Here is a 25,103-nt window from a genome sequence, read left to right as displayed (position 1 = left end):
GCGGCTTGCCTCAGCCCGCCGCGACCAGCGCGGCAATCGCGCTGCCGACGTCGGCTGTGGAGGCGGTGCCTTTCATGTCCCGGGTGCGCGGACCTTCCGCCAGGACGGTCTCGATGGCCTTGACGACCGCCGCCGACGCGTCTGGATAACCCAGGAAATCCAGCATCAGCGCGCCGCTCCAGATCTGGCCGATCGGGTTGGCGATGCCCTTGCCGTAGATGTCCGGCGCCGAACCGTGCACCGGTTCGAACAGGGACGGGAACTTGCGTTCAGGGTTCAGGTTGGCCGAAGGCGCGATGCCGATGGTGCCCGTGCAGGCCGGCCCCAGGTCGGACAGGATGTCGCCAAACAAGTTGGAAGCCACCACCACGTCAAACCAATCGGGATGCTGCACGAAATGCGCGCACAGGATGTCGATGTGGTACTTGTCCCAGCGCACGTCCGGGTACTTTTCGCCCATCTCGGCCACGCGCTCGTCCCACCAGGGCATCGAAATGGAAATGCCGTTGGACTTGGTAGCCGCGGTCAGGTGCTTGCCGCGCTTCTGGGCCAGTTCAAAAGCGAACTTGAGCACGCGATCGGCGCCGATGCGCGTGAAGACGCTTTCCTGAATGACCACTTCACGCTCGGTGCCCGCGAACAGGCGGCCGCCGCTGTTGGAGTATTCGCCTTCCGTGTTCTCGCGCACGATGAAGAAGTCGATCTCGCCGGGCTGGCGGTCCTTCAGCGGCGAAGGCACGCCGGGCATCAGGCGCACCGGGCGCAGGTTGATGTACTGGTCGAACTCGCGGCGGAACTTGAACAGCGAGCCCCACAGCGCTTCGTGGTCAGGCACCGTGGCGGGCCAGCCTATCGAGCCGAAGAAAATCGCTTCATGCTGGCCGATCTGCGCCTGCCAGTCGTCCGGCATCATCTTGCCGTGCTTGGCGTAGTAGTCGCAGCTCCAGTCGAAATGGTCCCACTGAAAATCGATGCCAAATCGCGTTGCGACCGCATCCAGCACTTTCAAGCCTTCGGGCACGACTTCCTTGCCGATGCCGTCTCCGGGAATCACCGCTATCTTGTGTTTCTTTGCCACCACGTCTTCCTTTGTTTTCTTTGGATGCATCGCGCGTGCCACGGGTCTGAGCGGCCACGCGCGACCTCCTTGTCATTGCACGGGAATGTTACTCGATACGGCCCCAAATCGGGCGTACCAACGACGTCCGGCAGGCTCGCCGGACGAGGGATTCAACGCCGGCCTTTCGAGCCCAGCAAGGAACCCAAGATGCCCCGGGTCAATTCACGCGCGATCGACCGGACCGTGCTCTTGGCCATGGTCTGCACCACACCGTCGCGCTTGCCGCCGCGCGGGCCCGTCGACCCGAACAGAACCTCGTTCAAACTGTCCATCAGACCGCCGCCCGATTCTTCCGCGGCGCCCTTGCCTTCGGGCTGCGCGGAACCGTTCCTGGCCGCGCCGGCCTGGTCCGCCGGCTTGGCCGCGCGCCCGGCCAGCACTTCATAGGCGGACTCGCGGTCTATCGATTTCTCGTACTTCGACGCCAGCGGGCTGCCCTGGCGCAGCGCTTGCCGCTCCGCGTCGGTCGCCGGGCCGATCCGGCTGGCCGGCGGCACGATGTAGGCGCGTTCGGTCGGCATCGGCCGCCCCTTGGGGTCCAGCAAGGAAATCAGCGCCTCGCCCACGCCCAGCTCGGTGATGGCGGCCTCGATGTCCAGCCCCGGATTGGGCCGCATCGTCTGGGCCGCCGTCTTCACCGCCTTCTGGTCACGCGGCGTGAACGCCCGCAAGGCGTGCTGGACGCGGTTGCCCAATTGCCCCAGCACGGTGTCGGGGATGTCCAGCGGATTCTGCGTCACGAAATAGACGCCCACTCCCTTGGAGCGGACCAGGCGCACCACCTGCTCGATCTTGTTCAGCAGCGCGGCGGGCGCGTCATTGAACAGCAGGTGGGCTTCGTCGAAGAAAAACACCAGCTTGGGCTGGTCCATGTCGCCGACTTCGGGCAGCTTCTCGTACAAGTCCGCCAGCAGCCACAACAGGAAGATGGCATACAGGCGCGGCGCCTGCATCAGCTTGTCCGCGGCCAGCACGTTGACCATGCCGCGCCCCTGCGCGTCCGTGCGCATCAGGTCGGCCACGTCCAGCATGGGTTCGCCGAAGAATTTCTCCGCGCCCTGCGATTCCAGGGCCAGCAAGCCGCGCTGGATCGCGCCGATGCTGGCGGAAGACACATTACCGTAACGCGTCTTCAGTTCCGAAGCGCGGTCGGCGACGTTCTGCAGCATGGCGCGCAGGTCCTTCAGGTCCAGCAGCAACTGGCCTTCGTCATCCGCAACCTTGAAGACCAGCGTCAGCACGCCTTCCTGCGTATCGTTCAATTCCAGGATGCGGGACAGCAGCAGCGGCCCCATGTCCGACACGGTGGCCCGCACCGGCAGCCCCTGCTCGCCGAACACGTCCCACAAGGTGACGGGGCTGGCCGCCCAGGCCGGTTCGCTCAGGCCCAGGTTCTTCAGGCGTTCCAGCAGCTTGGGAGTCGCCGCGCCGGCCTGGGAAATGCCGGTCAGGTCGCCCTTGACGTCGGCCATGAACACCGGCGTACCGATACGCGAGAAGGATTCCGCCAGAACCTGCAGGGTGACGGTCTTGCCGGTGCCCGTGGCCCCCGTGATGCAGCCGTGGCGGTTCGCCAGGGCGGGCAGCAGCGCCAATTCGGTCTGTGCATTCTTGGCGATGACGATGGGGTTGGGCATGTGCAGCTCTCCGGACCAGGGAATCAGATGGATGCCCAAGTGTAGAGCCTGCTGCGCCGCTTGTGCGCGTGGCAATATGGACACATGCGGTCCGCCCCCGGGCGCGCCGGGCGCTGGCACGGTAAAATGCCATTTTTGCAGACAAATTACCCTGGGAAGCCATGGCCGGACACAGCAAATGGGCCAATATTCAGCACCGCAAAGGGCGCCAAGACGCCAAGCGCGGAAAGCTCTGGACCAAGATCATTCGTGAAATCACCGTGGCGGCGCGTGCCGGCGGCCCTGACCCGGACAGCAACCCGCGTCTGCGCATGGCCTGGGACAAGGCCACCGACGCCAACATGCCCAAGGACAACATCCAGCGCGCCATCCAGCGCGGCGCGGGCGGCGCCGACGGCGAGGCCTACGAAGAAGTCCGCTACGAAGGCTACGGCATCGGCGGCGCAGCCGTGATCGTCGACTGCATGACCGACAACCGCACCCGCACCGTCGCCGAAGTGCGCCACGCCTTCGCCAAGAACGGCGGCAACCTGGGCCAGGAAGGCTCGGTCGCCTTCATGTTCAAGCATTGCGGCCAATTCGTGTTCGCCCCCGGAACCTCGGAAGACAAGGTCATGGAAGCCGCCCTCGAAGCCGGCGCCGAAGACGTGACGACCGACGAGGAAGGCGTGATCGAAGTGGTCTGCGCCCCGGCTGACTACGCCGCCGTGCGCGGCGCCTTCGACGCCGCCGGCCTGAAGGCCGAAGTGGACGGCATCGTCATGAAGGCCCTGAACGAGACCGAACTCGCCGGAGAAGACGCCATCAAGATGCAAAAACTGCTCGACGCCCTGGAAGGCCTGGACGACGTGCAGGAAGTCTATACGAACGTCGTTTTCGACGAAGCGCAGTAAACCCATTACCCTGGCGCCGGGCGGGCCTTGCCTGTCCGGCGCCACGCTGTCACCGGATCCGGGTCCGCCTGGATCCTGGCCTACTCCACGGGCTGGCGCCTTGCGGCGCTCGACTGGCAACCTTAAGAACCACGCAACATGAAACTCCTGGTAATTGGCTCTGGCGGCCGAGAACACGCCCTCGCCTGGCGGCTGGCCCGCTCCCCGCGCGTCCACAAGGTATACGTCGCTCCCGGCAACGGCGGCACGCAACGCGCCGAACAGATCGAGAACGTCCCGTTCACCAATGCCGAGGAATTGGCTGATTTCGTGCAACGCGAAGGCGTCGCCCTGACCGTCGTCGGCCCTGAAGCCCCCCTGGCCGCCGGCGTCGTCGACGTGTTCCGCGCCCGCGGCCTGAAGATCTTCGGCCCCACCAAGGCCGCCGCTCAGCTGGAAAGCTCGAAGGACTACGCCAAGGCCTTCATGGTCCGGCACAACATCCCGACCGCCCGCTACGAAACCTTCACCGATCCGGCCAAGGCGCATGCCTACATCGACCAGGAAGGCGCTCCCATCGTGATCAAGGCCGACGGCCTGGCCGCGGGCAAGGGCGTCGTGGTCGCCGCCACGCTGGAAGAAGCGCATGCCGCCGTGGACGCCATGCTGGGCGACGGCTCCATGGGCGCCGCCGGCGCGCGCGTCGTCATCGAGGAATGCCTGGTGGGCGAAGAAGCCAGCTTCATCGTCATGTGCGACGGCCGCAACGTGCTGGCCCTGGCCACCAGCCAGGACCACAAGCGCCTGCAGGACGGCGACCAGGGCCCCAACACCGGCGGCATGGGCGCGTATTCGCCCGCGCCCATCGTCACCCCGGAACTGCACCACCGCATCATGCGCGAAATCATCCTGCCGACCGTGCAGGGCATGACGCGCGACGGCATCCCGTACACGGGCTTCCTGTACGCCGGCCTGATGATCGCCCCGGGCGACGACCCCGACCGCGAGATCAAGACCCTGGAATTCAACTGCCGCATGGGCGATCCTGAAACGCAGCCCATCATGATGCGCGTCAAGAGCGACCTGCTGGACGCCCTGGAGCATGCCGTCGACGGCACGCTCGACCAGGCCGACATCACCTGGGACCGCCGTACCGCCCTGGGCGCCGTGCTGGCCGCGCACAACTACCCCAACACGCCGCGCACCGGCGATGTCATCCGCGGCCTGCCCGCCGACGCCGAAGACTGCATGGTGTTCCACGCCGCCACCAAGCTCGACGGCGACGAAGTCAAGACCACCGGCGGCCGCGTGCTGTGCGTCACGGCGCTGGGCGACTCCGTCAAGATGGCCCGCGACCGCGTCTACGAAGCGATCGACGGCATCCACTTCGACGGCCGCCAGTACCGCAGCGACATCGGCTGGCGAGCGCTCAAGCCCTCGCAGCAGAAGTCCAAGCCCAACGTCTAGCCGGAACCGTCAATGAACGCCTTGCCCGTCTCTTCCGTCCGGGACTACCTCACCGGCTTGCAGGCCCGCATCGTCGGCGCCCTGGAAGCCGCCGAGGGCGCAGCCTTCCGTACCGACGAATGGGTCCGCCCCGAGGGCGGCGGCGGGCTGTCGCGCCTGCTGGAAGGCGGCTCGCTGTTCGAACGGGCCGGCGTGCTGTTCAGCCACGTCCAGGGCAGCAAGCTGCCGCCCTCGGCCAGCGCGCACCGCCCGGAACTGGCCGGCCGTTCCTGGGAAGCCATGGGCGTGTCCATGGTGCTGCATCCGCGCAATCCCTATGTGCCCACCACGCACATGAACGTGCGCATGTTCCTGGCCGCCGCGCGGCCTGGCCACGACGAGGCCGACGTCTTCTGGTTCGGCGGCGGCATCGACCTGACGCCCTACTATCCCTACGAGGAAGACGCCCGCCATTTCCACGCCACCTGCCGCGATGCGCTGGCTGGCCATGGCGCCGACTACTACCCGCGCTACAAGCGCTGGTGCGACGAGTATTTCTTCCTCAAGCACCGCAATGAAACGCGCGGCGTGGGCGGCATCTTCTACGACGACCTGAACGCTCCCGGCTTTGACGCCTCGTTCGCGCTGACCCGTTCGGTGGGCGACGCCTTCCTGCCGGCGTACATGCCGATCGTGGAACGCCGCCGCGACCAATCCTACGGCGAACGCGAGCGCGATTTCCAGGCCTACCGCCGTGGACGCTATGTGGAGTTCAACCTGGTCTTCGACCGCGGCACGCTGTTCGGCCTGCAGTCCGGCGGACGCACCGAGTCGATCCTGCTGTCCATGCCGCCGCTGGCGCAGTGGCGCTACGACTGGCAGCCCGAAGCGGGCACGCCCGAGGCCGAATTGGCCGCCTACCTCAAACCGCGGGACTGGGTTTGAAGCGCATCGGCCTGCTGGGTGGCAGTTTCGACCCCGTCCACGTCGCGCACATCGCCCTGGCGCAAAATGCCTTGCAGACGCTGGGCCTGGCCGAGGTGCAGCTCATCCCCGCGGCCAATCCCTGGCAGCGTGCGGCGTTGCACGCCACGGCCGAACAACGCCGCGACATGCTCCAACTGGCCATCGCCGGCCATGCGCACCTGATCGTCAATCCCATTGAAATCGAACGCGGCGGCGCGACCTACACCATAGACACGCTGCGCGCCCTCCCCCAGGACGCGCGCTATGTCTGGTTGCTGGGTACCGACCAGTTGGCGAATTTCTGCACTTGGCGCGACTGGCAGGACATCGCCAGCCTGGTGGACCTGGCCGTCGCCACCCGCCCGGGCACGGCGCTCACCGCCCCGCCGGCGCTGGCCGAACACCTGCGCCACCAGGGTCGCGAACTACAGGAGCTGCCTTTTGCTCCCATGCCGGTTTCGGCCTCGCAGATCCGCCAGCGCCTGGCGCAAGGCGAATCGACCGAGGGCCTGCTTGCCGCACCGGTGGCCGCGTATATTGCGGCGCACCATCTTTACCGATAAACCTACACCCGCGGTGCGCTGAAAGCGCCACGGGGCCAGCATCCGCTGTCCGCCCGCGGGTTATATTTACTGACTATGGATATACAAAAACTCCAACGCGCCGTCATCGACGCCCTCGAAGACGTCAAGGCGCAAGACATCAAGGTCTACAACACCACGCATCTGACCAGCCTGTTCGATCGCGTCGTGATTGCAAGCGCCACCTCCAACCGCCAGACCCGCGCCCTCGCTTCCAGCGTCGCGGACCGCGGCCGCGCGCTCGACCTCTCCGGCATCACCATCGAAGGCGAAGACACCGGCGAATGGGTCGTGGTCGACCTGGGCGACGTAGTCGTGCACATCATGCAACCCGCCATCCGCCAGTACTACAACCTGGAAGAAATCTGGGGCGGCAAGCCGGTGCGCGTGAAGCTCCTGCCCGAGTCCACCCGCCCCGCGCCGGTCGCCAACGACGGCGCGCACGACGCCGAGTACTGAGCGCGCCGTGAAGCTGATCGTCGTGGCCGTGGGCACACGCATGCCGGACTGGGTGCAAACCGCCTGGGACGACTACGCCAAGCGCCTGCCGGCCGACTGCGCGCTGGAACTGCGCGAAATCAAACCCGAACCCCGCACCACCGGTAAAACCCCTGCCCAGATGATGGCGGCGGAAGCCAAGCGGATCGAAGCCGCCCTGCCCGCCAGTGCGTTGCGCCTGGCGCTGGACGAACGCGGACGCGACCTCACCACCATGGCGTTGTCGCAAAAGCTGGAACAATGGCGCGCAGGCGGCCAGGATGTCGCTTTTCTCGTCGGCGGCCCGGACGGGCTGGATGCCGACCTGAAGGCATCCTGTTCCGGCCAATTGCGCCTGTCCTCGCTGACGCTGCCGCACCCCATGGTGCGCGTGGTGCTGGCCGAACAGCTCTACCGGGCCTGGGCCATCATGACGAACCATCCCTACCACCGCGCCTGACCCTCTGGCCGGGCCGGCGCCCATCCCGCTGACGCATGACCGACACCCCAACCTCCGCGCGCCTCTACCTTGCCTCCGCCAGTCCCCGGCGGCGCGAGCTGCTGACCCAGGTCGGCCTGGCCCACGAAGTCCTGCTCGTACCCGCCCCGCCGGGCGAGGACGAACCCCAGCACCCTGGCGAAAGCGCCGCCAACTACGTCCAACGCACTGCGCGCGACAAGGCCTTGCGCGGACGCGATTGGATGCTCAGCCAGGACCTGCCGCAACTGCCGCTGCTGGCCGCCGACACCACCGTCATCCTGGCGGGCGCGGTACTGGGCAAGCCGGCCGACCGCGACGACGCCATGCGCATTTTGCGGGCCCTGTCCGGCTCCACCCACGAAGTGCATACCGCTGTCGCCGTCTGGACTGGAAACCAGTTGCTGGAGGCCGTGTCCATCACCGAAGTCCGCATGCGCGCGCTGACGGATGAGGAAATCGGCCGCTACTGCGACAGCGGCGAACCCTACGGCAAGGCCGGCGCCTATGGCATCCAGGGCCTGGCAGGCACGTTCATTTCACATATCGCCGGCAGCTACACCGGCGTGATGGGCCTGCCCTTGTTCGAAACCGCGAACCTGTTGCGCGCGGCAGGTATACAGGTGCCCTGAAAGCTGCGGCGTCCTGCCGGAAAAAATCCCCCGAGACCGTCACGGTCCGGGGGATTTTCTTTTTACCGCCGGGCAGCATCGCCGCATCAACAGACGCGGCCGCGCGCAGGCGACTGCGGATCTACACCGCTTCAGCCGTGCTGCATCGGCTGGCCCATGGGCAGGCCGCCAGTCCTCGGCGCTTCCTGAACCGGAGCCGGGGCAGGCACGGGCACGGGCTGCAGCTCGCCCTCAAGCGCGGCATGCAGCTGTTCCTTGTCCAGTTCCCCTTCCCAGCGCGCCACGACCACGGCGGCAGTCGCGTTGCCGACCAGGTTGGTAAGCGCGCGGCATTCCGACATGAAGCGGTCCACGCCCAGGATCAGCGCCATGCCGGCGACCGGCACGGAAGGCACCACCGAGAGGGTCGCGGCCAAGGTGATGAAGCCCGCCCCGGTCACGCCCGCCGCGCCCTTGGAGCTCAGCATCGCCACCAGCAGCAGCAGGATCTGGTCGCCCAACGACAGCGGAATGTCGCAAGCCTGCGCGATGAACAGCGCCGCCATCGTCATGTAGATGTTGGTGCCGTCCAGGTTGAACGAGTAGCCGGTGGGCACGACCAGCCCGACCACCGACTTCGAGCAGCCGGCCCGTTCCATCTTCTGCATCAGCGTAGGCAACGCGGCTTCGGACGAACTGGTGCCCAGCACCAGCAGCAGTTCTTCGCGGATGTAGCGCACCAGCTTCAGGATCGAAAAGCCGTTGTAGCGCGCCACCAGGCCCAGCACCACGACCACGAACAGCACCGAGGTTGCGTAAAACGTACCCACCAGCATCGCCAGATTGATGACGGACTTGATGCCGTACTTGCCGATGGTGAAGGCCATCGCGCCAAAGGCGCCGATGGGTGCGGCCTTCATCAGGATGGCGACCAGCCTGAAGACGGGCTGCGCCAGGGCGGTCATGAAGTTCAGTATCGGCTGTCCACGTTCGCCCACCATGGCCAGCGAAATGCCGAACAACACCGCCACGAACAGCACCTGGAGGATGTCGCCGCCGACAAACGGGCTGAAGATCGTGGTCGGAATCACGTTCATCAGGAAGCCCGTGATCGTCGAGTCATGCGCCTTGGCCACGTAGCCCGACACTGCCTTCTCGTCCAGCGTCTTGGGGTCGATGTGCATGCCGGCGCCCGGCTGGACGATGTGGCTGACGATCATGCCTACGATCAGCGCAAGCGTCGAGAACACCAGGAAGTACAGCATGGCCTTGCCCGCCACGCGACCGACCTTCTTCAGGTCGCTCATCGCGGCGATGCCGGTGGCTACGGTCAAAAAGATCACCGGCGCGATGATCATCTTCACCAGTTTGATGAAGGCGTCGCCCAGCGGTTGCATCTGCTGGCCAAGCTCGGGCTTGAATGCGCCCAGCAGCACGCCCACCACGATGGCGAAAATCACCTGCACATAAAGGATTTGATAGAACTTGAGCTTGCGCGCGGGCGCGACTTGATCCACGTCGATCATTGGGATTGTCCCCACCAAGGCCCCTTGCTCCGGGCGATTCAGCGCGGGCGACGGGGCGTTATCTGTTTTCTGGCCAGCGCGTCTCGCCGCAAGCCGATTTCACCCGGCAGACGGCTCCACCAGGCTTGGCTTTACTAATGCAAGAGGCATGCCAACATCGACCAGCCTCGCGCCTGAGCTCCAAGCCCTTGATCAGAAACGAACTTTTTTCTTCCCCGGCGCACTGGCCCGACGATTTTTGGCGGAATTTCACACAGAATAGATATAGAATGTGCGAAAAACCGCACATCCCATGTCGACCCGCTCCTCCCCCCGCGATGCCTGGCCCGGTCCGGACCAGGCCAGCCAGCCGCGCCGCCCACGGCATACGCCCGTCTGGCCTTGGCCCTGGAAGGCCATCGCCATCTTGTTGGTCGTCGCCATCGTCTACGGGGTGCTGCACGCCGCCACCCTCTGGGCGCGCGACGGCGCGCTGAAGAATGCCGGGGAACAGGCACGCGTGGCAGCCCAGCTCAACGCGGCATTGCTGCGAAACAACCTGGACAAGTTCAGGGCGCTGCCCTTTGTCCTGACGCGCGATGTCGACGTGCGCGCGGCGCTGCAGGAAGGTTCGCACGGACAGATCGAATCCCTGGATGAGAAGCTCGATACGCTAAGCCGCGGCGTAGGCGCATCCGCCATTTACGTGCTGGACAAGAAAGGCCTTGCAATCGCTGCGAGCAACTGGCGCGAACCCGCCACGTTTGTCGGCGTGGACTACCAGTTCCGGCCCTATTTCCAGGGATCGGTAGCCCATGGCTCGGCCGAACATTTCGCCCTGGGCACGATCAGCCACGAGGCCGGGCTGTACTTGTCGCGGCGCGTGGACGACGTCAACGGCGCCCTGCTGGGCGTAGTCGTGTTGAAAGTGGATTTCCGGGACCTGGAGGCCGACTGGCGCCAGTCGGTCTCGCCCATTTTCGTCACCGACGAGCATGGCGTGGTGCTGTTGGGCAGTATTTCCGACTGGCGTTTCGACGTGCTGGCTCCGCTCACCCCAGACTTGGCCCGGACCTTGCGCACCAGCCTGCAATTCGGCGACGCGCCCTTCCTGCCGCTGCCCTTGCGGCCGCAGCTGCAGCCCATCAGCCACGGCCAGCTCATACGCGCCGACGTAACCCTGCCGCAGATCCCGGCAGGAACGCCAATGGTGCACACGACGCTGCCCATCGTCGAGTCCCCAGGTTGGACGCTGCATCTGTTATCACCCGTGCAGGCGGCCATCAACCAGGCTACCGCCAACGCCCAGCTGGGCGCGCTGCTGGCGCAGTGCGCGTTGGCCGCCTTGGTAGGCATCATTCTCTTCCGCCGCCACCGCAACCGCGAGCGCGCCGAACAGCAGGCCGCCGTCCACGAACAGCTGGCCTCCCTGGTCGACGAACGCACGGCTCAATTGCTGCAAGTCAACGAACAACTAGTCGATGAGATGGACGAGCGCCAGCGCACCGCCGCCCGCCTGCACACCATGCAAGAGGAGTTGGTCCAGGCCAGCAAGCTCGCGCTGCTGGGACAGGTGGCTGCCGGCGTGGCGCACGAGATCAACCAGCCTGTCGCGGCCATACGCGCCTATGCGGACAACGCCGCCGAATTCCTGCGCCGGCAAGACGAAGGCTCGGCGCAGGAGAACCTGGGCACCATCGCCGCATTGACGGAACGGATCGGCCACATCACGGGGGAACTGCGCGCCTTTTCGCGCAAGGCTGACACGTCCATCGGACCCGCCAGCCTGAAGGATTGCCTGGAGGGCGCGCTACTGCTGGTTGCCCCGCGGGCGCGGCGCCAGGGCATCGTCCTGCAACGTCCGCCCGCGGATCAGAATTACCAGGTGCTGGCCAATCGCATACGGCTGGAACAGGTGCTGGTGAATCTGCTTCAAAACGCGATGGAAGCCCTGGAAGGCCGGCCAGACGGCCGCATCGTCGTAGCGCTGCAAGACCTGGGTGCGACCGTGCAGGTCTACGTCAGCGACAACGGCCCCGGCCTGTCGGCCGAGGCGCGGGCGCACCTGTTCACTCCCTTCTACACGACCAAGGCCGAAGGACTCGGGCTGGGGCTGGTCATCTGCCGCGACATCGTCACCGAATTCGGTGGCGACTTGATCGCCGCCGGCCCGGCCGATCCCGTCTTTCCGGCTCCGCATGCCCCGGGCCGCGGAGCCATGTTCATCCTGACGTTGCGCAAGGCGCCTGGCCGGCAAAACGCTACCGAGCTACACCATGAACCGCGCTCCTGAATTTCCTCCCGCCGCACCGGCATCCATCGACGACAGCCTGCGCCAGCCGTTCTCGCAGCGCGCCGTGTTCATCGACGACGACGACGAACTGCTGCGCGCCAATGCGCAGACGCTGAAACTGCATGGCATCGCCGTGGACGCGCATGCCAGCGCGCGCTCTGCGCTGCCCGCGCTGACGCGCGATTTCGACGGCGTGGTCGTCAGCGACATTCGTATGCCCGACATGGACGGCTTGCAGCTCTTCCAGCGCTTGCGGGACATCGACCCCGACATTCCCGTCATCCTGATCACCGGTCATGGCGACATCGCCACCGCCGTGCAATGCATGCGAGACGGCGCCTACGACTTCCTGGCGAAACCCTATGCCGCCGACAGGCTGATCACCGCCATCATGCACGCTGCGGAAAAGCGCCACCTTGTGCTGGAAAACCGCCGGCTGCGCGAGGCCGCGTTCGCCGTCGAGGCCGACGAAGTGCCTTTCATCGGCGCCACGCCCGCCATGCAGCGCATCAAGCAAACGCTGCGGCATATCGCGGATGCGGACGTGGACGTCCTGGTCGAAGGCGAGACCGGAACCGGCAAGGAAGTCGTTGCCACCGCCTTGCATCGCCTGAGCCGCCGCAGGCACCGCGCTCTCGTCGCGATCAATTGCGGCGCCTTGCCCGAAAGCGTCATCGAAAGCGAACTGTTCGGCCACGAGCCCGGCGCTTTCACCGGCGCCCAAAAGAAGCGTATCGGCCGCATCGAGCACGCCAGTGGCGGCACGCTGTTCCTGGACGAGATCGAAAGCATGCCGCTGGCAGTGCAGGTCAAGTTGCTACGCGTGCTTGAATCCCGCCAGATCACTCCGCTGGGCAGCAACGAAGTGCGCAATCTGGACCTGCGCGTGGTCGCCGCCACCAAGGAAGACCTGGGCAGTCCGGCCATACGCGCCAAGTTTCGCGAGGACCTGTTCTACCGCCTCAATGTCGTCACCATCCGGATTCCGCCGCTGCGCGAGCGCCGCGAGGACATTCCGCTGCTGTTTGCCCACTACCTTGGCCACGCATCGCGCCGCTTCCAGCGCGACATCCCGGAAATGCCGGCGTCCATCAAGCAACATGTCATGACGCACGATTGGCCCGGCAATGTGCGTGAACTCGCGCATTTCGCCGAACGCGTCGTTCTTGGCGTGCTGAATACCCCTGCCCCGCCAACCTCCATGGCCCAGGACGCCGCGGCGAGCCTGCCGGACCGGATGGAGCGCTTCGAAGCGCAGCTCATCCGCGAGGCGCTCCAGGCGCACCAGGGCGACATCAAGGCCACTCTGGAGTCGCTGGGCATTCCGCGCAAGACCTTCTACGACAAGCTGCAGCGCCACGGCATCGACCGCCAGCAGTACACGCAACAGTAGGCTGCGCGGCGTCCGCATTGCCCCTCGCAGGAGCATCCTGCGAGGGCTTTTTCATTGGAGGTTGCGGACCGCATGAGTCTAATCATCGACGCGGCACCACAAAGACAAAACCCCACAGGGGTTACCTGTGGGGTTTTGCGGAATAAAAGCTTGACGATGACCTACTTTCACAGACGTCCGTCCACTATCATCGGCGCAAAGTCGTTTCACTGTCCTGTTCGGGATGGGAAGGAGTGGGACCAACTCGCTATGGTCGTCAAGCGTAACTGGTTGAGCGGCTGCGGTTGAGGCAACTGCTCCAATCTTGGAAGAAACACAACGCGTGGCGATCAGAGTCAGACTCGATGATCACGCACGGTGGGGTGTAATTGGTGTTGGCTGGCTGCCGACGGTGCAGCCAGATTTTGTATTGAACGACACTTGGAACGCTACATCACCAGGTCATAACCATCAGTGTTATAGGATCAAGCCTCACGGGCAATTAGTATCGGTTAGCTTAACGCATTACTGCGCTTCCACACCCGACCTATCAACGTCCTGGTCTCGAACGACCCTTCAGGGGGATCAAGTCCCCGGGATACCTTATCTTCAGACGAGTTTCCCGCTTAGATGCCTTCAGCGGTTATCTCTTCCGTACTTAGCTACCCGGCAATGCCATTGGCATGACAACCGGTACACCAGAGGTACGTCCACTCCGGTCCTCTCGTACTAGGAGCAGGCTCCGTCAAGTATCCAACGCCCACGGCAGATAGGGACCAAACTGTCTCACGACGTTTTAAACCCAGCTCACGTACCTCTTTAAATGGCGAACAGCCATACCCTTGGGACCGGCTACAGCCCCAGGATGAGATGAGCCGACATCGAGGTGCCAAACACCGCCGTCGATATGAACTCTTGGGCGGTATCAGCCTGTTATCCCCAGAGTACCTTTTATCCGTTGAGCGATGGCCCTTCCATTCAGAACCACCGGATCACTATGTCCTGCTTTCGCACCTGTTCGACTTGTCAGTCTCACAGTCAAGCACGCTTATGCCATTGCACTATCAGCACGATTTCCGACCGTACCTAGCGTACCTTCGAACTCCTCCGTTACACTTTGGGAGGAGACCGCCCCAGTCAAACTGCCCACCATGCACTGTCCCCGATCCGGATAACGGACCAAGGTTAGAACCGCAAACAAACCAGGGTGGTATTTCAAGGATGGCTCCACGTGATCTAGCGACCACGCTTCAAAGCCTCCCACCTATCCTACACAGGCCGGTTCACAGATCAATGCAAAGCTACAGTAAAGGTTCATGGGGTCTTTCCGTCTAGCCGCGGGTAGATTGCATCATCACAAACACTTCAACTTCGCTGAGTCTCAGGAGGAGACAGTGTGGCCATCGTTACGCCATTCGTGCAGGTCGGAACTTACCCGACAAGGAATTTCGCTACCTTAGGACCGTTATAGTTACGGCCGCCGTTTACCGGGGCTTCGATCAAGAGCTTGCACCCCATCACTTAACCTTCCGGCACCGGGCAGGCGTCACACCCTATACGTCGACTTTCGTCTTTGCAGAGTGCTGTGTTTTTAATAAACAGTCGCAGCCACCGATTCTCTGCGACCCCATCATGCTAAGCGCGCAGGCGCTTCACACTACCGGGGTATACCTTCTCCCGAAGTTACGGTATCAATTTGCCGAGTTCCTTCTCCTGAGTTCTCTCAAGCGCCTTGGAATATTCATCCCGTCCACCTGTGTCGGTTTGCGGTACGGTCTCGTACAGCTGAAGCTTAGAGGCTTTTCTTGGAACCACTTCCAATCACTTCGCAAGCAATGCTCGCTCGTGCCATACCCTTGATTTACGCGCCCGGATTTGCCTAAGCGCCATCTTCGATACAGCAACAGGGACATCCAACACCCTGATGATCTTCCGCGATCCGTCCCCCCATCGCACTGTACGACGGTGCTGGAATATTAACCAGCTTCCCATCAGCTACGCATCTCTGCCTCGCCTTAGGGGCCGACTCACCCTGCGCCGATGAACGTTGCGCAGGAAACCTTGGACTTACGGCGAGGGGGCTTTTCACCCCCTTTATCGCTACTCATGTCAGCATTCGCACTTCTGATACCTCCAGCAGCCTTTACAAGCCACCTTCGCAGGCTTACAGAACGCTCTCCTACCGCGTGCACTAAAAGTGCACACCCGCAGCTTCGGTTTATCGCTTAGCCCCGTTACATCTTCCGCGCAGGACGACTCGATCAGTGAGCTATTACGCTTTCTTTAAAGGATGGCTGCTTCTAAGCCAACCTCCTGACTGTCTATGCCTTCCCACTTCGTTTCCCACTTAGCGATAATTTGGGACCTTAGCTGGCGGTCTGGGTTGTTTCCCTCTTGAGTCCGGACGTTAGCACCCGGTGCTCTGTCTCCCAAGCTGTACTTGCGGGTATTCGGAGTTTGCCATAGTTTGGTAAGTCGCCATGACCCCCTAGCTATAACAGTGCTCTACCCCCCGCAGTAATACTTGAGGCACTACCTAAATAGTTTTCGGAGAGAACCAGCTATTTCCAGATTTGTTTAGCCTTTCACCCCTATCCACAGCTCATCCCCTAATTTTTCAACATTAGTGGGTTCGGTCCTCCAGCACGTGTTACCGTGCCTTCAACCTGGCCATGGATAGATCATCTGGTTTCGGGTCTACACCCAGCGACTGAATCGCCCTATTCGGACTCGCTTTCGCTACGGCTTCCCTATTCGGTTAACCTTGCCACTGAATGTAAGTCGCTGACCCATTATACAAAAGGTACGCAGTCACCCCACAAGGAGGCTCCTACTGTTTGTATGCATACGGTTTCAGGATCTATTTCACTCCCCTTCCGGGGTTCTTTTCGCCTTTCCCTCACGGTACTGGTTCACTATCGGTCGATCACGAGTATTTAGCCTTGGAGGATGGTCCCCCCATCTTCAAACAGGATTTCACGTGTCCCGCCCTACTTTTCTTACGCTTAGTTCCACACACAAGATTTCGCCTACAGGGCTATCACCTGCTACGGCCGGACTTTCCATTCCGTTCGACTATCTTGCGTGCTAAAACGTAAAGGCTCTTCCGATTTCGCTCGCCACTACTTTCGGAATCTCGGTTGATTTCTTTTCCTCGAGCTACTGAGATGTTTCAGTTCACCCGGTTCGCTTCCACTGGCCTATGTATTCAGCCAGGGATACCGCATTGCTGCGGTGGGTTTCCCCATTCGGACATCTACGGATCAAAGCTTGTTTGCCAGCTCCCCGTAGCTTTTCGCAGGCTACTACGTCCTTCATCGCCTGTGATCGCCAAGGCATCCACCATATGCACTTAGTCGCTTGATCCTATAACGCTGTAGGCTATAGGACCTGAGTATTAGCGTTTGTGCCGTTCATAAGTTTCAAAGCAGTCTGAGGTTATTCACCCCAGTCTTGAGAACTTGGAACAAAATTAATGCAATCACAACCCGTACTTATCTTCATCGACTTGCGCCGAGTACTTGATAAGTACATTTTCGTTGTGCTTCTTCCAGATTGTTAAAGAACGAATATAGCTGTCAGGTAAAACCTAACTCATAAGGCCGTTTCAACGACGCTATGAGTTAGCCTCTACATCACCAGGCATCAAGTACTTGGTGGAGGTGAACGGGATCGAACCGATGACATCCTGCTTGCAAAGCAGGCGCTCTCCCAGCTGAGCTACACCCCCATATCCCGCATGCGCAGAATACTTGGTGGGTCTGGTTGGATTCGAACCAACGACCCCCGCCTTATCAAGACGGTGCTCTAACCGACTGAGCTACAGACCCAAAAACCTTTTCGGATCAGCAGTCAGGAAAGCTGTAGACCCAGGGAAGATTCCCTCGACCCAAGCCTGCAACTGATCCCAGCTATATCAAACAACCGATAAGAGTGGACGCTTAACACGAGCACTAAGCTCTGAAAGGAGGTGATCCAGCCGCACCTTCCGATACGGCTACCTTGTTACGACTTCACCCCAGTCATGAATCCTACCGTGGTAATCGCCCCCCTTACGGTTAGGCTAACTACTTCTGGTAAAACCCACTCCCATGGTGTGACGGGCGGTGTGTACAAGACCCGGGAACGTATTCACCGCGACATGCTGATCCGCGATTACTAGCGATTCCGACTTCACGCAGTCGAGTTGCAGACTGCGATCCGGACTACGATCGGGTTTCTGGGATTGGCTCCCCCTCGCGGGTTGGCGACCCTCTGTCCCGACCATTGTATGACGTGTGAAGCCCTACCCATAAGGGCCATGAGGACTTGACGTCATCCCCACCTTCCTCCGGTTTGTCACCGGCAGTCTCATTAGAGTGCCCTTTCGTAGCAACTAATGACAAGGGTTGCGCTCGTTGCGGGACTTAACCCAACATCTCACGACACGAGCTGACGACAGCCATGCAGCACCTGTGTTCCGGTTCTCTTGCGAGCACTTCCAAATCTCTTCGGAATTCCAGACATGTCAAGGGTAGGTAAGGTTTTTCGCGTTGCATCGAATTAATCCACATCATCCACCGCTTGTGCGGGTCCCCGTCAATTCCTTTGAGTTTTAATCTTGCGACCGTACTCCCCAGGCGGTCAACTTCACGCGTTAGCTGCGCTACCAAGGTCCGAAGACCCCAACAGCTAGTTGACATCGTTTAGGGCGTGGACTACCAGGGTATCTAATCCTGTTTGCTCCCCACGCTTTCGTGCATGAGCGTCAGTGTTATCCCAGGAGGCTGCCTTCGCCATCGGTGTTCCTCCGCATATCTACGCATTTCACTGCTACACGCGGAATTCCACCTCCCTCTGACACACTCTAGCCCGGTAGTTAAAAATGCAGTTCCAAAGTTAAGCTCTGGGATTTCACATCTTTCTTTCCGAACCGCCTGCGCACGCTTTACGCCCAGTAATTCCGATTAACGCTTGCACCCTACGTATTACCGCGGCTGCTGGCACGTAGTTAGCCGGTGCTTATTCTGCAGGTACCGTCAGTTTCACGGGGTATTAACCCATGACGTTTCTTTCCTGCCAAAAGTGCTTTACAACCCGAAGGCCTTCATCGCACACGCGGGATGGCTGGATCAGGGTTTCCCCCATTGTCCAAAATTCCCCACTGCTGCCTCCCGTAGGAGTCTGGGCCGTGTCTCAGTCCCAGTGTGGCTGGTCGTCCTCTCAAACCAGCTACGGATCGTCGCCTTGGTGAGCCGTTACCCCACCAACTAGCTAATCCGATATCGGCCGCTCCAATAGTGCAAGGTCTTGCGATCCCCTGCTTTCCCCCGTAGGGCGTATGCGGTATTAGCTACGCTTTCGCGTAGTTATCCCCCGCTACTGGGCACGTTCCGATACATTACTCACCCGTTCGCCACTCGCCACCAGACCGAAGTCCGTGCTGCCGTTCGACTTGCATGTGTAAGGCATCCCGCTAGCGTTCAATCTGAGCCAGGATCAAACTCTTCAGTTTAATCTCTGTATTTGTTTCGTATTTCTTAACCCCCGAAAGGGTCGAGTCATACGTCGCTACTCAAAGGAAGTGAGGTATGTTCTTAAACTTGACGTCTAAGGTACTTCACTTCTAGTGAGCACTTGATTTCATTGTGCTTGTGACCGAAGTCACACTGCACTCGCATCAAGCGCCCACACTTATCGGTTGTTTAATTGTTAAAGAGCGGCACTGCTAAATTCTGTACTGCTTACTGCCTGCTCGCTTCGCCGCTTTCGCTGGCGCCGCGCTGTTTGCAGCAGAGAAGCGAGATTATGAAGAAGTTTTTTCCGCTTGTCAAGTCAGCGTCACATACTGCGTTTCGCTTTCTTGCTTGCGACCTCTTCAGGTCCGCTTCTCTTAGCAGCTATCGAAATATCAGGGTTAACCCTAAGTTTTCGGCAACTGCCAAGCCCAAGACTATAACACGATTTTTGCAGATTGTGCAACTGGCTTTTGCCTAACTTGCTGCAATCCTTGCAATAACCGCGCGGCGTTCATTTCTGACTGCTTTGCGGCAGACCCTGGCTCGAATCTTCTTGCCCGACCTGTTGTGCTTGCTTGGCTTCGCGCTTCAGAACTCTCCGAACTGCGAAGGAGCGAGACTATAGCACAGTTTTTTCGCGTGGCGCAAAACGGCGAACCCGTGGACCTGTACCGCTGCCATCACCGCCTCTCCCCTATATATAGTGGTGATTCCCGCGGTTGCCCCATATAGATAGTTGTCTCGTCCACCTTGCCCTACGTTTACTATTCGCCTGTACGCCGCACCTTACTGGAGACGAACACGCTATGCCCCCAGCCATCGCCCTGAGCGAAGATATCCTGATCAATGTCACCCCCTTCGAAACCCGCGTTGCGCTGGTGGAACAAGGTTCGGTACAGGAGCTGCACGTGGAACGCAGCATCCAGCGGGGCCATGTCGGTAATATTTATCTGGGGCGGGTGGTCCGCGTACTGCCGGGCATGCAGAGCGCCTTCATCGATATCGGACTGGAGCGTGCTGCTTTCATTCACATTGCCGACCTGCGCGAGAACCGCGGTGAAAGAAGCCAGGGACTGACTCCCACTCCGATCGAAAAGCTGTTATTCGAGGGACAGACCATCATGGTTCAGGTGGTCAAGGATCCCCTGGGCACCAAGGGCGCACGGCTTTCCACCCAGATCAGCATGGCCGGCCGGATGCTGGTTTACCTGCCCCACGATCCGCATATCGGCATTTCACAGAAGATCGACGACGAATCCGAGCGCATCCAGCTGCGCGAACGCCTGCAGGCCTTGATGCCGGCAGAGGAAAAAGGCGGCTTCATCGTCCGCACACAGGCCGAAGGCGCCAATGACGAGGAACTGACTGCCGACCTGGAGTATCTGCGCAAACTGTGGACCAGCGTCCAGGCGGCGGCTCGCACCCAGCCCGCCCCCGCCCTGCTGCACCAGGATCTGACCCTGGCGCAGCGCGTGCTGCGCGACATGGTGGGCCCGAACACCGGCACCATTCTTGTGGATTCCCGCACGACCAGCGCCGCGATGCTGGAATGGGCGCGCATCTATACGCCCTCGGTCGTGGGCCGCATCCAGCACTACAGCGGGGAGCGCCCCCTGTTCGACACCGCCAACGTGGACGATGAGATTGCCCGGGCGCTATCTCGACGGGTGGACCTGAAGTCGGGCGGCTATCTGATCATCGACCAGACCGAGGCGCTGACCACGGTCGACGTCAATACCGGCGGTTTCGTGGGCGGCCGCAATTTCGACGACACCATCTTCAAGACCAACCTGGAAGCAGCCCAGGCCATCGCGCGCCAGCTGCGGCTGCGCAACCTGGGCGGCATCGTCATCCTGGACTTCATCGACATGGAGGAACAGGAACACCGCGAAACGGTGCTGGCCGAACTGAAGAAGGCGCTGTCGCGCGACCGCACCCGCATGACCGTCAACGGCTTTACGCAGCTGGGCCTGGTGGAAATGACGCGCAAGCGCACCCGCGACTCGCTGGCGCATCAGTTGTGCGAGCCCTGCCCCATGTGCGAGGCGCGGGGCAACGTGCGCACGCCGCGCACCGTCTGCTATGAAATCCTGCGCGAAATCCTGCGCGAGGCGCGGCAATTCAATCCCAAGGAATTCCGCATCCTCGCCTCGCAAGAGGTGGTCGACCTGTTCCTCGAAGAAGAAAGCCAGCATCTGGCGATGCTGGGCGACTTCGTGGGCAAGCGCATTTCGCTGGAAGTGGAAGGCGCGTACTCTCAAGAACAGTACGACATCATCCTGGTCTGATTTCAGGAAATCCTGTCCGTGGTTCCGACGAATTCCAAGGGGCAATAAAAGCCCCCATGGAACTGGGCGGCGATGGGATCCTCGGGGATGTTCTGAGCCAGGATTTCCGGGGCGAACACCTCGGAATCGTCCTGCGGCGCATAGCCCAGGAATTTCGCGTTGGAATTGTCCCAGCGGTTGCGCAGGTTGTTCGACACCCCGTAGACCACCGTGAAATGGTAGGACGCGTGTTCGACGCAGCGCGCCGCCAGTTGCGCCATGTCGCGGTGGCTGATCCAGGTCAACAGCTGGCGGGCCTCGCTCGGGCGGTCGGGCGTACGGAACGTCCCGATCCGCAGGCAGGCGACTGACATGCCGTACTTGTCGGCGTACATCCGGCCCAGGGCCTCGCCGAACACCTTCGAGACGCCATACAGCGAGTCGGGCCGGGGCTGCACGGTGTCATCGAGGAATTTTTCCCGGCGGTGATAGCCGATAGCGTGATTCGAGCTGGCAAAGACCACCCGGCGCACGTTCTGACGCCGGGCCGCCTCGAATACGTTGTAGCAACCCTCGATATTCATGGGCAGGATTTTTTCCCAGACATCGGCGCCGGGGATACCGGCCAGATGGATGACGCAGTCAATACCCTCCATGCAGCGCTCCAGGGACTCGATGTCCCGGACGTCCATCGCGCAGATTTCCTCGCCGGCCTGCGCCGGTTCCTGCGGCGCGATGTCCGCCAGGCGCAGCAAGGCGTAGCGGCCGCGCAGATGCGTGCGCAGGCAAAGGCCTATGTTTCCGGCCGCTCCGGTAATCAACACGCGCAGGTTTTCGGGTTGGTTGAAGGGTGTCATCAATCTGTCCAGTTTCTCGGGAATAGGAAAGCGCCGGGGCCGATGCCGTTTGCGCCGGTTACTGCTTCTGCTTGGCGGCGATCAGCGCGTCATAAAGCGCCTGGCCATTGGGCGCTTCGCCGACGAGCTTTTTCACGACCGGCCGCGTGGCCTGCACCATGGAATCGAGATTGCTGGGATAGACGATGGACACGCCCTTTTGCTCCATCGTTTTCATACCCTCGTCGTAGACCTTCTTGTAATAGTCGCGCGCATAGGCCATGGCCTCGTCCGCCGACTCCTTGATCATTTTCTGTTCCGCGGGCGAGAAGCGGTCCCAGCGGTCCTTGGACATGAGCAGCAGCGCTGGATGGATATTGACGTGCGTCATGTTGAAGTACTTGGAGACTTCGATGAATTTATCCGAGACGAACTGGTCCGGCGTCGTCTCGCCGCCATCGAGCACCTTCTGCTGCAGGGCAAGATACAGTTCCGAATAGGCCATGGGAGTGGCTTGCGCCCCCAGGGCCTTGTAGCTTTCGACATAGCCCGGCGACTGGATGACGCGGATCTTCATGCCTTTCAGGTCTTCGGCCGAATTGACGGGCCGGTTGCCGAAAACGTTGCGTTCGATCGCCGAAAACCAGCCCAGGCCAACCAGGCCGTACTTGGGCAGGACTTCCATGAATTTGTCGCCAGCCGGCCCGTTGAGGATCTGGTTGGCCTGGTCGACGCTGTCGAACAGGAACGGCGAGTCAAAGACCAGGAATTCCTTGACGATACCGTTCAAGGTCGGTTGACCCGTGATGACCAGGTCGGTGGCCCCGGCCACCGCGCCCTGGATCATGGTCAGTTCGCCGCCCAGCTGGGAGTGCGGAAACACGGAAATCGTGATTTTCCCGTTCGACTTCGCCTTCAGCACTTCGGCGAATTTCTGCGCGCCTACGTGAAACGGGCTGTCCGTCGTGAGCGTGTGCCCGACGTCCATGTTCAGCGCATGCGACGGCGTGGCAAACATGAGTGCGCTCAGGACGCCGGCGCCAAACATCTTCTTGAATAGCTTCACTTCCATCTCCTCGGTTTTCCAGCCGCCCAAAGGACGCTGTCCTCGGGCAGCCGATCTAGTTTTTATAAGAAAAAGGTACTAATGGCGGGCACGTAAGAAATAATCAGGACATCGAGCACCAGGACGGCGAGGAAAATGACCAGATACTTCGCCAACTGGTGCATTTTCAACTGGGCGACTTCGCACACCACGAACAGGTTCACGCCGACCGGAGGCGTCACCATGCCGACCGCCAGGTTGGTGATGACGATCATGCCGAAGTGGATGGGATCGATGCCGAAGGTGATGCTGATGGGCGCCAGGATGGGCACGATGATGAGGATCGCCGCCAGTGCCTCGATGAACATGCCGACCAGGAACAGCATGACGTTCACCAGCAGCAGGAACACGATCGGATTGGTCGTCACCGACCCGAGCATCGCAGCGACCTGCTGCGGCACCTGATTGATCGTCAGCAGGTAGGCGAACACGGCCGCGAACGCCACGATCAGCAGGATGATGGAGGACATCACCGCGGAGCGCGCGAAAATACCGAGCAGATCCTTGACCGTTATTTCCTTGTAGACGAACAGCCCAAGCGCGAGGCCGTACAACACGGCGATGCAGGAGGCTTCCGTCGCGGTAAACAACCCGCCGTAGATCCCTCCCAGGATGATGACCGGCATCATCAACGCCAGCGTCGCATCCTTCAGGGCGACCAGGACACCCTTGAGCCATCCGGTGAAGCTCACCGCGGTGACTGCGTCAAAGCCCTGGAAACGGGCAACCAGGCAGACCGTAAGGATCAGCGACACGGTGATCAGCAGACCCGGCAGGATGCCCGCGAGAAATAGCGAGCCGACCGACACGTTCGCCGTCAGCGCATACACGATCATGGGGATCGAGGGCGGGATGATCGCCCCCAGCTCGCCGGAGGATGCGGCAATGGAAGCCGCGAACGACCTGGGGTAGCCCTTCTTTTCCATTTCCGGAATCAGCACGGAGCCGATCGCGGCGGTAGTTGCGGACGAGGAACCCGAAACCGTCGCAAACAGCAGCGAGGTCAGCACCGCGACCGCACCCAGCCCGCCGCGGATCCAGCCGACGAAGGCATTGGCCAGTTGCACCAGCCGGGCAGCGACACCGCCCGAGGACATCAGATGCCCGGCCAGGATGAAGAATGGCACGGCCATCAGGCTGAACGAATCGAGCGACTGAAACGCCATCTGCGCGACGATCAGCAGCGAGCGGTCGCCCGCCTGCAGGGCAAACGCGGCGGACATGCCCAAGGCGGTGACGATGGGCGCGCCGATTATCAGGATCGCCGTAAACGATAAGAACAGAACCGGGATCACAGCGCCCCTCCTTCACTATTTTGCATGGCGGCGGCGGCTCTTTCCGTCTCTCCGACCGGCTGCGATGCTTCGACACTCATCAATTCCTTGATGACATGCGCGAAGGTATTCAGGCTCATCAGCACACAACCGATGAACATGAACACATAGATGTACGCCATGGGCATTTCCATCGCGGGCGACGTCTGCCTCATGCCAAGCTCGATCAATCTGATCGACTTCCAGGCCAGCAGCACGGCCAGCATCAAGGTCAGGATATGGGCGACAACGCGCAGCCAGCGCGCGACCGACTCAGGCACCATGCCGATGAAGGCATCGACGCCGATCAGGCGCAGGCGGTAGGTGGCGACCGCGCCGCCAATGAAGACGCTGCCGACCATCATGAAACGGCCCAATTCTTCCGCCCAGGGCGTGGAAAATGGAATGCCGGTATAGGTGTAAAGCAGCCGTACAAATACAGAAATTGAAATCGCCAGGACCATTCCTATAAGAAACAGTCCGGCGCACTTTTCAGCCGCGGCATTTATCGAATCCATTATTCGCTGCAGCGTTTGAAGCCTCTGGTGTGAGGCACAATACCCGGCCATGCTGAGCCCTCCCTCTTTGTCTCATTTATTTATTCGCCGCCTTTTTGAGCCAGGCGTTCGATAGGAAATATACTCAGCGGCATGCGATTCGTAAAATTCAAATAACGGAACATTCTTTTCAAAAAAAACGATCGCAGCGCCCTCGCGTCTTGATTCG

The 25,103-nt window shown here is 61.3% G+C and carries 17 protein-coding genes, 2 tRNA genes and 3 rRNA genes; 10 read left to right on the top strand and 12 right to left on the bottom strand.

Translation table 11 applies throughout. From position 1 onward, the window contains the following. Positions 1 to 10 precede the first annotated feature (10 nt). Complete coding sequence (locus tag ACM1PE_RS06045) at positions 11 to 1,078, bottom strand: tartrate dehydrogenase (RefSeq protein ID WP_059379033.1); 1,068 nt, start codon at positions 1,076 to 1,078, stop codon at positions 11 to 13. Between the two features lie 152 nt (positions 1,079 to 1,230). Beyond that, positions 1,231 to 2,757, bottom strand: a complete 1,527-nt coding sequence (locus ACM1PE_RS06040; RefSeq protein ID WP_059379031.1) for a helicase HerA-like C-terminal domain-containing protein — start codon at positions 2,755 to 2,757, stop codon at positions 1,231 to 1,233. 161 nt (positions 2,758 to 2,918) lie between these two features. Between ACM1PE_RS06040 and ACM1PE_RS06035 the strand changes: the two genes are divergently transcribed. The 7 genes from ACM1PE_RS06035 (at position 2,919) to ACM1PE_RS06005 (ending at position 8,209) form a co-directional block, all read left to right on the top strand. After that, the gene (locus ACM1PE_RS06035) at positions 2,919 to 3,650 is read left to right on the top strand and encodes a YebC/PmpR family DNA-binding transcriptional regulator (RefSeq protein WP_059378872.1); all 732 of its coding nucleotides are present in this window, start codon (positions 2,919 to 2,921) and stop codon (positions 3,648 to 3,650) included. A 138-nt stretch (positions 3,651 to 3,788) separates the two neighbouring features. Further along, complete coding sequence (gene purD, locus ACM1PE_RS06030) at positions 3,789 to 5,096, top strand: phosphoribosylamine--glycine ligase (protein WP_419342683.1); 1,308 nt, start codon at positions 3,789 to 3,791, stop codon at positions 5,094 to 5,096. 12 nt (positions 5,097 to 5,108) lie between these two features. Further along, positions 5,109 to 6,020 carry an oxygen-dependent coproporphyrinogen oxidase gene (hemF, locus tag ACM1PE_RS06025; RefSeq protein WP_059378870.1) on the top strand — a complete coding sequence of 304 codons (912 nt, stop codon included), beginning with the start codon at positions 5,109 to 5,111 and terminating at the stop codon, positions 6,018 to 6,020. Then, entirely contained in the window at positions 6,017 to 6,604 is a 588-nt protein-coding gene (gene nadD, locus ACM1PE_RS06020; RefSeq protein WP_059378868.1) for a nicotinate (nicotinamide) nucleotide adenylyltransferase, read from the top strand. The genes hemF and nadD overlap by 4 nt, the downstream gene beginning before the upstream one ends. A gap of 75 nt (positions 6,605 to 6,679) precedes the next feature. Next, complete coding sequence (gene rsfS / locus ACM1PE_RS06015) at positions 6,680 to 7,081, top strand: ribosome silencing factor (RefSeq protein ID WP_013392761.1); 402 nt, start codon at positions 6,680 to 6,682, stop codon at positions 7,079 to 7,081. Positions 7,082 to 7,088: 7 nt separating this feature from the next. Continuing rightward, entirely contained in the window at positions 7,089 to 7,559 is a 471-nt protein-coding gene (gene rlmH, locus ACM1PE_RS06010; protein ID WP_059378867.1) for a 23S rRNA (pseudouridine(1915)-N(3))-methyltransferase RlmH, read from the top strand. A 35-nt stretch (positions 7,560 to 7,594) separates the two neighbouring features. Beyond that, positions 7,595 to 8,209 carry a Maf family protein gene (locus ACM1PE_RS06005; protein ID WP_419342682.1) on the top strand — a complete coding sequence of 205 codons (615 nt, stop codon included), beginning with the start codon at positions 7,595 to 7,597 and terminating at the stop codon, positions 8,207 to 8,209. A gap of 131 nt (positions 8,210 to 8,340) precedes the next feature. On the opposite strand, the gene ACM1PE_RS06000 is transcribed toward ACM1PE_RS06005, so the two are convergent. Beyond that, positions 8,341 to 9,714, bottom strand: a complete 1,374-nt coding sequence (locus ACM1PE_RS06000; protein ID WP_251877094.1) for a dicarboxylate/amino acid:cation symporter — start codon at positions 9,712 to 9,714, stop codon at positions 8,341 to 8,343. A 292-nt stretch (positions 9,715 to 10,006) separates the two neighbouring features. Between ACM1PE_RS06000 and ACM1PE_RS05995 the strand changes: the two genes are divergently transcribed. Together ACM1PE_RS05995 and ACM1PE_RS05990 are read left to right on the top strand one after the other, a co-directional pair. Further along, complete coding sequence (locus tag ACM1PE_RS05995; protein WP_419342681.1) at positions 10,007 to 11,986, top strand: sensor histidine kinase; 1,980 nt, start codon at positions 10,007 to 10,009, stop codon at positions 11,984 to 11,986. Next, entirely contained in the window at positions 11,970 to 13,379 is a 1,410-nt protein-coding gene (locus ACM1PE_RS05990) for a sigma-54-dependent transcriptional regulator (protein ID WP_419342680.1), read from the top strand. Before ACM1PE_RS05995 ends, ACM1PE_RS05990 begins: the two co-directional genes overlap by 17 nt. Positions 13,380 to 13,527: 148 nt before the next feature. Here ACM1PE_RS05990 and rrf read toward each other — a convergent pair. The 5 genes from rrf to ACM1PE_RS05965 form a co-directional block, all read right to left on the bottom strand. Next, positions 13,528 to 13,640 (bottom strand): 5S ribosomal RNA (rrf, locus tag ACM1PE_RS05985). Between the two features lie 199 nt (positions 13,641 to 13,839). Continuing rightward, positions 13,840 to 16,724: ribosomal RNA gene (locus ACM1PE_RS05980) — 23S ribosomal RNA — on the bottom strand. A gap of 288 nt (positions 16,725 to 17,012) precedes the next feature. After that, a tRNA-Ala gene (locus tag ACM1PE_RS05975) sits at positions 17,013 to 17,088 on the bottom strand. A 23-nt stretch (positions 17,089 to 17,111) separates the two neighbouring features. After that, positions 17,112 to 17,188: transfer RNA gene (locus tag ACM1PE_RS05970), tRNA-Ile, on the bottom strand. Between the two features lie 133 nt (positions 17,189 to 17,321). Further along, positions 17,322 to 18,852 (bottom strand): 16S ribosomal RNA (locus tag ACM1PE_RS05965). The 16S, 23S and 5S rRNA genes sit together here with 2 tRNA genes alongside, the layout of an rRNA operon. 828 nt (positions 18,853 to 19,680) lie before the next feature. Between ACM1PE_RS05965 and rng the strand changes: the two genes are divergently transcribed. Beyond that, entirely contained in the window at positions 19,681 to 21,144 is a 1,464-nt protein-coding gene (rng, locus tag ACM1PE_RS05960) for a ribonuclease G (protein WP_059378637.1), read from the top strand. Between the two features lie 2 nt (positions 21,145 to 21,146). On the opposite strand, the gene ACM1PE_RS05955 is transcribed toward rng, so the two are convergent. From ACM1PE_RS05955 to ACM1PE_RS05940, 4 genes are read right to left on the bottom strand one after another with little or no spacing between them, the layout of a single operon-like run. Further along, positions 21,147 to 21,980 (bottom strand): NAD-dependent epimerase/dehydratase family protein, encoded by an 834-nt coding sequence (locus ACM1PE_RS05955; protein ID WP_059380406.1) that lies wholly within the window; start codon positions 21,978 to 21,980, stop codon positions 21,147 to 21,149. A gap of 58 nt (positions 21,981 to 22,038) precedes the next feature. Next, entirely contained in the window at positions 22,039 to 23,031 is a 993-nt protein-coding gene (locus tag ACM1PE_RS05950) for a TRAP transporter substrate-binding protein (RefSeq protein WP_059380407.1), read from the bottom strand. Between the two features lie 56 nt (positions 23,032 to 23,087). After that, a complete protein-coding gene (locus tag ACM1PE_RS05945) occupies positions 23,088 to 24,359 on the bottom strand; it encodes a TRAP transporter large permease (protein WP_419342679.1) in 1,272 nt (423 codons plus the stop codon). Then, positions 24,356 to 24,895, bottom strand: a complete 540-nt coding sequence (locus ACM1PE_RS05940) for a TRAP transporter small permease (RefSeq protein WP_251877101.1) — start codon at positions 24,893 to 24,895, stop codon at positions 24,356 to 24,358. The genes ACM1PE_RS05945 and ACM1PE_RS05940 overlap by 4 nt, the downstream gene beginning before the upstream one ends. Positions 24,896 to 25,103: the final 208 nt, after the last annotated feature.

This window comes from Achromobacter sp. PD1 (genome assembly GCF_048541815.1).
GTDB classification, from domain to species: Bacteria; Pseudomonadota; Gammaproteobacteria; order Burkholderiales; family Burkholderiaceae_B; genus Achromobacter; species Achromobacter bronchisepticus_A.
This window is presented reverse-complemented; position numbering and strand designations above follow the sequence as displayed.